The 10,055-nt window shown below is 71.3% G+C and carries 10 protein-coding genes and 1 pseudogene; 8 read left to right on the forward strand and 3 right to left on the reverse strand.

Annotated features, from left to right (window positions below):
* Nucleotides 1-7: 7 nt before the first annotated feature.
* Nucleotides 8-964: a FecR domain-containing protein gene (locus AX018_RS05095; protein WP_111876217.1), complete on the reverse strand. Its 957-nt coding sequence runs from the start codon at nucleotides 962-964 to the stop codon at nucleotides 8-10.
* Complete coding sequence (locus tag AX018_RS05100) at nucleotides 961-1,437, reverse strand: sigma-70 family RNA polymerase sigma factor (RefSeq protein WP_111876218.1); 477 nt, start codon at nucleotides 1,435-1,437, stop codon at nucleotides 961-963. Before AX018_RS05100 ends, AX018_RS05095 begins: the two co-directional genes overlap by 4 nt.
* A gap of 178 nt (nucleotides 1,438-1,615) precedes the next feature.
* Here AX018_RS05100 and lgt point away from each other — a divergent pair, with 178 nt between their 5' ends.
* From lgt to AX018_RS05130, 7 genes are all read left to right on the forward strand, one after another.
* Entirely contained in the window at nucleotides 1,616-2,443 is an 828-nt protein-coding gene (gene lgt / locus AX018_RS05105) for a prolipoprotein diacylglyceryl transferase (RefSeq protein ID WP_111876219.1), read from the forward strand.
* Between the two features lie 379 nt (nucleotides 2,444-2,822).
* Complete coding sequence (locus AX018_RS25890; protein ID WP_281269534.1) at nucleotides 2,823-2,948, forward strand: hypothetical protein; 126 nt, start codon at nucleotides 2,823-2,825, stop codon at nucleotides 2,946-2,948.
* A 219-nt stretch (nucleotides 2,949-3,167) separates the two neighbouring features.
* Nucleotides 3,168-3,836, forward strand: a complete 669-nt coding sequence (locus AX018_RS05110) for a GntR family transcriptional regulator (RefSeq protein ID WP_111876220.1) — start codon at nucleotides 3,168-3,170, stop codon at nucleotides 3,834-3,836.
* Nucleotides 3,833-5,293, forward strand: a complete 1,461-nt coding sequence (locus AX018_RS05115) for a malonyl-CoA decarboxylase (RefSeq protein ID WP_111876221.1) — start codon at nucleotides 3,833-3,835, stop codon at nucleotides 5,291-5,293. Before AX018_RS05110 ends, AX018_RS05115 begins: the two co-directional genes overlap by 4 nt.
* Nucleotides 5,294-5,375: 82 nt before the next feature.
* The gene (locus tag AX018_RS05120; protein ID WP_111876222.1) at nucleotides 5,376-6,389 is read left to right on the forward strand and encodes a Bug family tripartite tricarboxylate transporter substrate binding protein; all 1,014 of its coding nucleotides are present in this window, start codon (nucleotides 5,376-5,378) and stop codon (nucleotides 6,387-6,389) included.
* Nucleotides 6,390-6,583: 194 nt separating this feature from the next.
* A complete protein-coding gene (locus AX018_RS05125) occupies nucleotides 6,584-7,444 on the forward strand; it encodes an enoyl-CoA hydratase/isomerase family protein (protein ID WP_111876223.1) in 861 nt (286 codons plus the stop codon).
* Nucleotides 7,445-7,541: 97 nt separating this feature from the next.
* The gene (locus AX018_RS05130) at nucleotides 7,542-9,146 is read left to right on the forward strand and encodes a malonate--CoA ligase (protein ID WP_111876224.1); all 1,605 of its coding nucleotides are present in this window, start codon (nucleotides 7,542-7,544) and stop codon (nucleotides 9,144-9,146) included.
* Nucleotides 9,147-9,432: 286 nt separating this feature from the next.
* On the opposite strand, the gene AX018_RS05140 is transcribed toward AX018_RS05130, so the two are convergent.
* Entirely contained in the window at nucleotides 9,433-9,738 is a 306-nt protein-coding gene (locus tag AX018_RS05140) for a Fic family protein (RefSeq protein ID WP_146749220.1), read from the reverse strand.
* A gap of 56 nt (nucleotides 9,739-9,794) precedes the next feature.
* Between AX018_RS05140 and AX018_RS25615 the strand changes: the two are divergent.
* Nucleotides 9,795-10,055, forward strand: a pseudogene (locus AX018_RS25615) (IS3 family transposase); the annotation flags it as partial.

Consider the following 10,055-nt stretch of genomic DNA (forward strand, 5'->3'; position numbering starts at 1 on the left):
GCCGTGCTCAGGCCGGCTCCACGCGCACCCAGTAGCGCGTGCGGTAGCGCACCTGCACGGGAAAGCCCGCGGCCAGCGCGGCCAGGGCGCGGTCGGTGTCGTCCAGCGGAAAGGCGCCGGACACGCGCAGGTGGGCGATGTCCGGCGCGCACAGCAGCAGGCCGGGCCGGTAGCGGCCCAGCTCCTCGACCATCCGGCCAAGGGGCATGTCCAGTGCGATCAGCCCGCCGTCGCGCCAGCTGGAGGCCGACAGCTCGGCCGGCTCGGCGGGCGCCACCGCGTCGGCGGTGAATGCGGCCTGCTCGCCCGCCCGCAACTCGCGCGGGGCGCCGTGGGCGGGCCGCAGTCGCACGGCTTTTTCCTGCACGGCCACGCGCGTCGCGTCGCCTTCGCTCTGCACGGCAAAGCGCGTTCCCAGGGCCAGCACCTCGCCCTGCGGCGTTTGCACGCGGAACGGGCGGCCCTGCGCGTCCGGCCGCGTGGCCACCAGGATGCGGCCGGCGTGCAGGCGCAGCAGGCGGGCGTCGGCATCGAAGGCCACGTCCACGGCGGTGGCCGTGTCCAGCGCCAGGTCGGAGCCGTCGGGCAACTGCAGCCCGCGCCGCTCGCCCAGCGCCGTGCGGTGCGTGGCCTGCCAGGCGCGCCAGGGCAGGGCGGACCAGCCCACCCAGGCGGCGGCGCCCACGCCCAGCGCCGCTCCCGCGTTGCGCAGCAGCGCGCGCCGCGAGGCGTCGGTGGTGGGGGCGCCCAGGGCCTGCCGCCCGAGCGGCGCCGGGATGAGCGCCAGTTGGGCGCTCACGGCCTGCACCCGCTGCCAGGCCTGCTGGTGCGCCGGGTGGGCGGCATGCCAGCGCTGCCAGGCCTGCTGGTCGGCGGGCCGGGCATCGCCGCGCAGGCGGGTGTGCCATGCGGCGGCCTCGCGCAGGGCGCGGCGGTCGGGGTCGTCCGGGGGGAGGTCGCTCACCCGATCGCCAGGCAGCAGTGTTCCAGGGCCCGGGTGAGGTAGTTGCTCACCGTGCGCAGCGAGACGCCCAGGCGCGCGGCGATCTCGGGGTAGGTCAGCTCTTCGAAATGGGCCAGCACGAAGGCCGCGCGCACCTTGGGCGGCAGGCCGTGCAGCGCGCGGTCCAGCGACCACAGCGCCTGCTGGATCTGGGCATGCTCCTCGGGCGAGGGGGCCAGCTCCTCGGGCAGGGCGGCGAGGTAGTCCAGGTAGGCCTGCTCCAGCGTGCGGCGGCGGAAGAAGTCGGCCACCAGCCCCCGGGCCACGGTGGCCAGGTAGCTCTGCGGCTCGCGGAGGTCTTCCAGCGGCACGGCCGAGCGCAGCACCCGCACGAAGGTGTCGTGCGCCAGATCGGCCGCGTCGTCGCGGTTGCCCAGGCGCTTGCGCAAAAAGCTTTGCAGCCAGGGATGGTGGTCCTGGTAGAGGGTGTGCACGGGATGCGGGCGAGGAGGAGGAGGGGGGAGGGCGGTCCGCAAGAATAATGAGAACCGTTATCAATTATGCCGTTGCGGCATGGCGGCCGCCCCGGTCTCCTGGACGGATTCCGGGTTTTTGTGACAAGGGCGCGGGGCGCCGGGCCTGACATGCACGGCGGGCACAATACCCGCCACCATGCTCATGTACCCGCACATCGATCCCGTCGCCCTGCAACTCGGGCCGCTCTCCATCCACTGGTACGGCCTCACCTACCTGGCCGCCTTCGGCCTCTTCATGTTCCTGGGCGTGCGCCGGCTGCGGCACGAGCCGTTCGCCTCGCTCTCCGGCGCGCAGGCCTGGAGCCGGCGGGACGTGGAGGACATCCTGTTCCTCGGCGTGGCGGGCGTGGTCGCGGGCGGGCGCCTGGGCTACTGCCTGTTCTACAAGCCGGACTACTACCTGTCGAACCCGCTGGAGATCTTCTACATCTGGCAGGGCGGCATGAGCTTCCACGGCGGCCTGCTGGGCGTGATCCTGTCCATGGTGTGGTTCGCGCGTTCGCGCCGCCGGCCGTGGCTGCAGGTGGCCGATTTCGTGGCCCCGTGCGTGCCCACGGGGCTGGCGGCCGGCCGCGTGGGCAATTTCATCAACGGCGAGCTGTGGGGGCGCTTTTCCAGCCCCGACCTGCCCTGGGGCATGGTCTTCCCGCAAAGCGGCTCGATGCTGCCGCGCCACCCGTCGCAGATCTACCAGTTCCTGATGGAGGGGCTGCTGCTCTTCGTGCTGCTGTGGCTGTACGCGCGGCGCGAGCGGCGGCAGGGCGAGGTGGCCGCGGCCTTCCTCGTGGGCTACGGCGTGTTCCGCTTCATTGCCGAGTATTTCCGCGAGCCGGATGCGTTCCTGGGCATCCTGTCGCTGGGCATGAGCATGGGCCAGTGGCTGTGCGTGCCGATGATCGTGGGGGGGGCGCTGCTCTGGGCCTGGGCGCGCCGCCAGCCGCCGGCGCCGGTGCTGTCGCGCTGAGCCTGCGCGGCGGTGGCCGCCCGACCGCCCTGGGCCTACAGATCGATTGCCTTGCGCACTGGAAGGGGCGGTCGGCCCCCGCTGCGTTCGCTATCGAAAGGATCGGCCCCAGCACACGGAGGACGTCATCGATGACGCCCGCAGGCGCGCCATGCTGCACAGGATGTCGTCAACCGGCCGCCCATCGCCATTCGGAAGGGCCGGGCGGTCTGCCCTTGCCACGTATCCCGTGTCCGTCCGGCGGCTCGACGGGGCGTGGCTGTCCGCCCAGGATAGCGACGGGGGCCAGTGGTGAGCCGCGGGCTCCGGCGGCCTGGACGGCCCATTCATCGAAGCGGGAAGGGTGGGGCTGTTCGCCGCCATTCTGTGGATGCCTGACATGGAAACCCTCTCTCTGACGTGGAAATATCCGAGGGGGATCGTCGGTTTCCGGCTTGCGGAAAACGGGCCGGGTTGCGCAGCGCCGTCGATGAAAACGAAGGGCGACGAGGCCGGTGGCGCCTGAAGCGGATGCCCCGCGTGCCTGGCGGGAGCATCCCGGGTCTCCGGCGGCGGGCGGAGTCAGCAGCCCGCGGGCGGGGCGGTCCCGGCGGGTGGGGATCTCGGTGGAAGCCCTACGCCCGGCCTGCCGTTGCGGGTGCTCATAATTACGGAAAATTATGCGAGGGCCCGGTCATCGGTGATCGATGCCCCCGCCGGTTCCAGGAAAGGCAGGCTTTCCCCCATGCGCGTTCCCACCTCTTCGCTGCACGACAACGTGGCCGAGCGCCTGCGCGAGCAGATCTTCGCCGGCGAGCTCGCGCCGGGCGCCTTTCTCGACGAGACGGCGCTGTGCGAGCGGCTCGCCATCTCGCGCACGCCGCTGCGCGAGGCGCTCAAGGTGCTGGCGGCCGAGGGCCTGCTGCGCCACGAGCCGCGCCGGGGCTGCTTCGTGGCCGAGGTGACCGAGCGCGACCTCGACGAGATCTTTCCCGTGATCGCCTTGCTGGAGGGCCGCGCCGCCCACGAGGCCACCGTGCGCGCCGGGCAGGCCGACGTGGCCGCGCTGGAGGTGCTGCACCAGCGCCTGCGCGAGCACGCGGCGGCCGGCCGCATCGCCGACTACTACGCGGCCAATCACGCCATCCACGAAGCCTTCATCGTGCTGGCCGATAACCGCTGGCTGGCCCAGGTGATCGGCGATCTGCGCAAGATCCTGCGCCTGGCGCGGCTGCAGCAGCTGCACGCGCCGGGCCGCCTGCCGCAGAGCCTGGCCGAGCACCTCGCGGTGTTCGCCGCCCTGCAGCGCGGCGACGCCGAGGCCGCCGAGCAGGCCATGCGCTCCCATCTCCTCGCGCAGCGCGTGGCGTTGCGCGACATCGCCCGCCATCGACACACCAGGATCGCCCCATGAATGCCGCTTCCGAATGGATCTCGCGCAGCGTCTCGTGCCTGCGCCCCGAAAGCAGCCAGAACCCCGAGGCCCCGGGCGCCGCCGGCAAGCCCGCCGCGCCCAGGCCGCCCGCGCCGCGCTCCACCCACGAGCGGCTGGCCGCCACGCTGCGCAAGGGCCAGGAGGCGCTGTCGCCGCGCGCGCTGCGCCGCCTGCTGGCCGACCTGCAGGAGGTGGCCGCGCCCCAGGTGAGCGAGGTCGAGGGCGGCCGCCGCGCCGAGGCCGTGGCCGCCTGGTATGCCGGGGCGCCGCCGGAGGAGCGCCGCGACATGTGGCTGCTGCTGTGCGAGCAGTTCGCGCCCGACGCCACGCGCTTCAAGTCGGCCCAGAAGCGCTACGAGGCCGCCGCCGGCACGGCCGAGGCGGCGCATGCCGAGGTGCACCTGCGCCGAGCCCTCGTCTCGCCGCGCACGCGGCTGCTGCAGCGCTTCGCCGTGTTCCCGCAGGGCATGCGCTTCCTGGTGGACCTGCGCGCGGAGCTGCTGCCGCAGCTCAAGGGCGACAAGCGCCTGCTGCCGCTCGACGCCGAGCTGGAGCACCTCTTCTCCACCTGGTTCGACGTGGCCTTCCTGGAGCTGCAGCGCCTGTCGTGGGACTCGCCCGCCTCGCTGCTCGAAAAGCTCATCAAGTACGAGGCCGTGCACGACATCCGCAGCTGGGCCGACCTGAAGAACCGCCTGGACAGCGACCGCCGCTGCTATGGCTTCTTCCACCCGCGCCTGCCCGGCGAGCCGCTGATCTTCGTGGAGGTGGCCCTGGTGGACGAGATCTCCGCCAGCATCACGCCGCTGCTGGACGAGCACGCGGAGGCCGTGGACATCGCGCGCGCCAACACGGCGATCTTCTACTCGATCAGCAACACGCAGACGGGCCTGCGCGGCGTGAGCTTCGGCGACTCGCTCATCAAGCACGTGGTGGAGACGCTCTCGGCCGAGTTCCCGCGCCTGCGCACCTTCGCCACGCTCTCGCCGGTTCCGGGTTTCCGCGCATGGCTGGGCAAGCACTGCGCGGGCATGCTCGACGCCCTGGACGAGAAGCGCCGGGCCGAGCTGGGCCGCGCCGTGGGCTTCGAGCCGCCGCAGGCCGCGCACGTGCTGGCCGCCGCCGACACGGCGCTGGAGCTGCCCCCGAAGTCGCCGCTGCGCCAGTGGCTGCTGCAGTGCGCCGCCCACTACCTGGGCCGCGAGCTGCACGACGGCAAGCCCGTGGACGCGGTGGCGCGCTTCCATTTGGGCAACGGCGCGCGCGTGGAGCGGCTCAACTGGGCCGGCGATCCTTCCGCGAAGGGGCAGAAGCAGTCGTTCGGCCTCATGGTGAACTACCTCTACGACCTGAAACGCATCGACAAGCACCGGGGCCTGCTGGCCCAGGGCCGCGTGCCGGTGTCGGGCGACATCGAGAGCCTGTGCCGGGAGTGAGCGGCACGGCGCGCGGGGCGCGCGGCCAGACGCCGCCTGCCCACGGAGATCGCAACCACAACGACGACAGGAGACAAGACCGATGCCAGTGAACCCTTCCCGGGCGCCCGCCGTGGCGCTGCACCGGCGCGCCGTGCTGCGCGGCGCCGCCGCCTCCGGCCTCGCGCTCGCCGCCGGCCGCGCCTTCGCCAGCGACCCCTGGCCCGCCAAGCCCGTGACGCTGGTGGTGCCGTTCCCGGCCGGCGGGGGCACCGATGCGTTCGCGCGGCCGTTCGCGGCGCAGTTCGCCAAGTCCACGGGCAAGACGCTCGTGATCGACAACCGCGGCGGCGCGGGCGGCACCGTGGGCGCGAGCTTCGCGGCCAAGGCCGTGCCCGACGGCTACACGCTCTTCATGGGCGGCACGCACCACGTGATCGCGCCCTCGATGTACCCGCGCCTGGACTACGACATCGAGCGCGATTTCATCCCGCTCGCGCTGCTGGCCAACGTGCCCCAGGTGCTGGTGGTGAACCCGCGCACCGTGCAGTTCACCGCCTTCCCGCCGTTCCTGGACCACGTGCGCCGCAACCCGGCCAAGCTCAACTACGCCTCGGCGGGCGCGGGCACCTCGCACCACCTCGCGGGCGAGCTGTTCAAGCTGCAGACCAACACCTTCATCACGCACATCCCCTACCGGGGCGCGGGGCCGGCGCTGCAGGACCTCATCGGCGGCAACGTGGACATGATGTTCGACGGCCTGGGCTCCTCGGCCGCGCACATCAAGGGCGGGCGGCTCAAGGCGCTGATGGTGTCGGGCTCGCAGCGCAACCCGGCCTTCCCCGACGTGCCCTGCGCGGCCGAGGTGGGCTTGCCCGACTACACGGTCACCACCTGGTACGGCCTCTGGGCGCCCAAAGGCACGCCGGCCGACCTGCAGGCGCGCATGGTGGAGGAGGTGCGCCGCATCGGCGCGGCCGAGGACATCAAGGGCATCTGGGCCCGCAACGGCGCCGACTACGGCGGCCTCACCCAGGCGCAGTTCGCCGCCATGGTGGGCGCGGAGGTGAAGCGCTGGGCGCAGGTGGTGAAGGCCTCTGGCGCAAAGCTCGACTGACCCCCTGAGTCGCTTTCGGCGCCTTCCCCCTCAAGGGGGACGACGCCGGTGGCCCGGCGGAGCCGGCTCCACGGCGTCTGCTGGCTTGGCCTGCTCCGCGGCCATCGGTCGGGGCAGCGCGTGGCGGTTTCGTGCATGCAGTGGCATGGCGGCGTGTGGGGGATGATGGGATGTTGTTTTCGGAAGGACGATGCATGGCGGGTGGTGAGATCGGGGTGGTGTGGCCGGAGGGCGCGGAGGAGGGCGGCGGGATCGTGCGCGTCACGCTGCGGCATTCCGGGCGGCTCAATGCCATGACGCGCGCGATGTGGCGGCAGCTGCGCGAGGTGTTCGGGCGCATCCATGCGAGCGCCGGCGCGCGCTGCGTGCTCATCGAGGGCGACGGCGAGGCCTTCTGCGCGGGCGGCGACATCTCCGAATACCCGGGCTTTCGCTTCGACCCCGCCAGCCTGCGCGACTTCCACGAGAACGACGTGTGGGGCGGCCTCTCGGCCATGCTCGCCTGCGACGTGCCCGTCGTGGCGGCCATCCGGGGCGCCTGCATGGGCGCGGGGCTGGAGATCGCGGCCTGCTGCGACGTGCGCATCGCGGCCGATTCGGCGCGGTTCGGCGCGCCCATCGCGCGGCTGGGCTTTCCGATGGCCCCGCGCGAGGCCGCGCTGGTCACGGACGCCGTGGGCGAGTCCCTGGCGCGGCGGATGCTGCTGGAGGCCGCCACCCTCGGCGCCGACGTGCTCGTGGCGCAGGGCTTCCTGGCGCGCGCCGTGCCTGGCGACCGCCTGGCCGCGGAGGCCGGCGCCAGCGCCGCGCGCATCGCCGCCCTCGCGCCCCAGGCGGCCCGGCTCAACAAGCAGACCCTGCGCGCATGGAAGGCGGTCCGGGGCATCGATTCGGCATCTTTCAGCCTCCACGTCGCCGCAAATACTACGGAGTGTGCTATTGAAAATATAGCAAACGGCATGCCGCCGGAGCGCGACCCCTACGCCTATGCCGACAGCGCTGAGCACCGCGAGGGCATCGCCGCCTTCCTGGAGAAGCGGCCGCCACGCTTCTGATCCGGCGCCCCCGCCCACGCCCTGCGGTACAACCCGTCATTCTTTACGGCCCATCCGGCCATCGCCAGACTCTTTCCTTCCTCTTCTTCCGCACGCCATGCTTTCCTCTTCCCCCGCTTCCCCGTCCCGCGCCGCCCCGGATTCCGGCAACCTGTACTGCGCCCTGCGCGCCGCCTTCCCGCACGACCTGGACGCCATCGCCGTCGAGGCGGCCGCGCCGGACGGCTCGCCGCTGCTCTACACCTGGGGCGACCTGGAGCAGGCGAGCGCGCGCATCGCCAACCTGCTCGCGTCGCTGGACCTGCCCGAGGGCAGCCGCATCGCCGTGCAGGTCGAGAAGTCGGTCGAGGCGCTGCTGCTCTACCTCGCCACGCTGCGCGCGGGCTTCGTTTTCCTGCCGCTCAACACCGCCTACCAGAGCGCCGAGATCGAATACTTCATCGGCAACGCCGAGCCCGCCGTGGTGGTGTGCACGCCCGCCAATTTCGGCTGGGTCTCCAAGCTCGCGTTCACGGCCGGCACGGCGCACGTGTTCACGCTGGGCGAAGACCGCACCGGCAGCCTGCTGGAGCGCGCGGCGCACCATGCCGGCGAGCACACGCCCGTGGCGCGCGCGGCCGACGACCTCGCCGCCATCCTCTACACCAGCGGCACCACGGGGCGCAGCAAGGGCGCCATGCTCACCCACGGCAACCTGCTGTCCAACGCGCTGGTGCTCAAGGACTACTGGGGCTGGAAGCCCGGCGACGTGCTCATCCACGCGCTGCCCATCTTCCACGTGCACGGCCTCTTCGTGGCCATCCACGGCGCGCTCGTCAACGGCAGCAAGATGATCTGGTTCTCCAGGTTCGATCCCAAGGCCGTCATCGCCGCCATGCCGCGCGCCACGGTGTTCATGGGCGTGCCCACGCTCTACGTGCGGCTGCTGGCCGAGCCCGCGCTGGACCGCGAGAGCACGTCGCGCATGCGCCTCTTCATCGCCGGATCGGCGCCGCTGCTCATCGAGACCTTCAAGGCGTGGCAGGAGCGCACCGGCCACACCATCCTGGAGCGCTACGGCATGAGCGAAACCATCATGCTCACCTCCAACCCCTACGCGGCCGATGCGCGCCACGGCGGCCAGCACGAGCGGCGCGGCGGCACCGTGGGCTTCCCGCTGCCGGGCGTGGGCCTGCGCGTGGTGGACGACGCGGACCGGCCCGTCGCCACGGGCGAGATCGGCAACATCCAGGTGCAGGGCCCGAACGTGTTCCAGGGCTACTGGCGCATGCCCGAGAAGACGAAGGAGGAATTCAGCGCGGACGCGCACGGCGGCCGGTGGTTCAAGACCGGCGACGTGGGCCGCATCGACGAGCGCGGCTACGTGGCCATCGTGGGCCGCAGCAAGGACCTCATCATCAGCGGCGGCTACAACGTCTATCCGGCCGAGATCGAGGACAGCATCAACGAGCTGCCCGGCGTGGCCGAGAGCGCGCTGGTCGGCGTGCCGCACCCGGATTTCGGCGAGGTGGGCGTGGCCGTGGTGATCCCCCGGCCGGGCGCGCGCGTCGATGGCGAGGCCGTCATCGCGGCGCTGAAGGCGCAACTGGCCAACTTCAAGATCCCCAAGCGCTGCTTCGTGGAGAGCGAGCTCCCGCGCAACACCATGGGCAAGGTGCAGAAGAACCTGCTGCGCGAGCAGTACAAGGGGCTGTTCGGCTGAGATCGGCGTCAGCCGGAACAACGGTTTCGTGCGGCTTGGATTTCCGCCGGATAGCGGGGCGATCCAATGGCATGGGCGGTTGGTGGCCCATCCGTATCAGTGATCCACTGCGCCGCGCGCCACCCGCGACGCATGAAACCGGCGCGGCCCAGGCCCGTGGCCGCCGCGCAAGGGCCGCCCCGCCGCGCTGGCGGCGTCCTCCTCCCGCATCGCGCAGCGAGGCGAGAGAGAAGGAAGGCGCGAAGCGCCCCAGGGGGTGTCGTTTCATCTCGGGCGAGATGCACGGTCAGGAGGGGATAGACGGCACCACCGCACTTTTGTGCGGCGTGTTGCCCGTGCCTGCCAGTGGCATGTGCTGCAGTATCAGCTGTGCTGCATCTTCCACGCTGAGATTCAGATCGAAGTTCGCTTTGCTCCAATCGGGGGCGGGCAGATCGAACTCCTGGAGGATGCGCTCGGCCAGAAGCCGGCTCACACGCCCGTTGCCGTCCATGTAGGGGTGGATGGCTATGAAATTCTGCTTGAAGTGGGCGGCCACCAAGGCGCCGTCCATGGCGCTGGCATTCCTGGATTGGCGCAGCTTTTTTTTCACGTCTGACCCGTCCTGCCAGGTGTTGACACCTTTTCGTGAAGGAAAGGGCAACAGTGATGGAATCGAGAGTTCGGCGCAGCCAGCGAGACTACACGCTGGCTTTTAAGTTGGGCGTTGTCGAGCAGGTGGAAAAAGGCGAGCTGACGTACAAGCAGGCACAAGAGCGCTACGGAATTCAGGGCCGCTCGACGGTGCTGGTGTGGCTGCGCAAGCACGGACGCCAGGGGTGGGGGCGTGGTGCATCATGTGCAGCTATGCCATTGGACAAGACCCCCAGCGTGTTGACGCCCGAGCAGCAGATCAAGGTGCTGCAGGTG

The organism is Paracidovorax anthurii (genome assembly GCF_003269065.1).
Classification (GTDB): Bacteria; Pseudomonadota; Gammaproteobacteria; order Burkholderiales; family Burkholderiaceae_C; genus Paracidovorax; species Paracidovorax anthurii.

Coding starts and splice junctions, on each gene's coding strand:
- AX018_RS05115 (WP_111876221.1), top strand. CDS start 3,833: ATGAATGCCGCTTCCGAATGGATCTCGCGCAGCGTCTCGTGCCTGCGC.
- AX018_RS05110 (WP_111876220.1), top strand. CDS start 3,168: ATGCGCGTTCCCACCTCTTCGCTGCACGACAACGTGGCCGAGCGCCTG.
- lgt (WP_111876219.1), top strand. CDS start 1,616: ATGCTCATGTACCCGCACATCGATCCCGTCGCCCTGCAACTCGGGCCG.
- AX018_RS25890 (WP_281269534.1), top strand. CDS start 2,823: ATGGAAACCCTCTCTCTGACGTGGAAATATCCGAGGGGGATCGTCGGT.
- AX018_RS05130 (WP_111876224.1), top strand. CDS start 7,542: ATGCTTTCCTCTTCCCCCGCTTCCCCGTCCCGCGCCGCCCCGGATTCC.
- AX018_RS05125 (WP_111876223.1), top strand. CDS start 6,584: ATGGCGGGTGGTGAGATCGGGGTGGTGTGGCCGGAGGGCGCGGAGGAG.
- AX018_RS05120 (WP_111876222.1), top strand. CDS start 5,376: ATGCCAGTGAACCCTTCCCGGGCGCCCGCCGTGGCGCTGCACCGGCGC.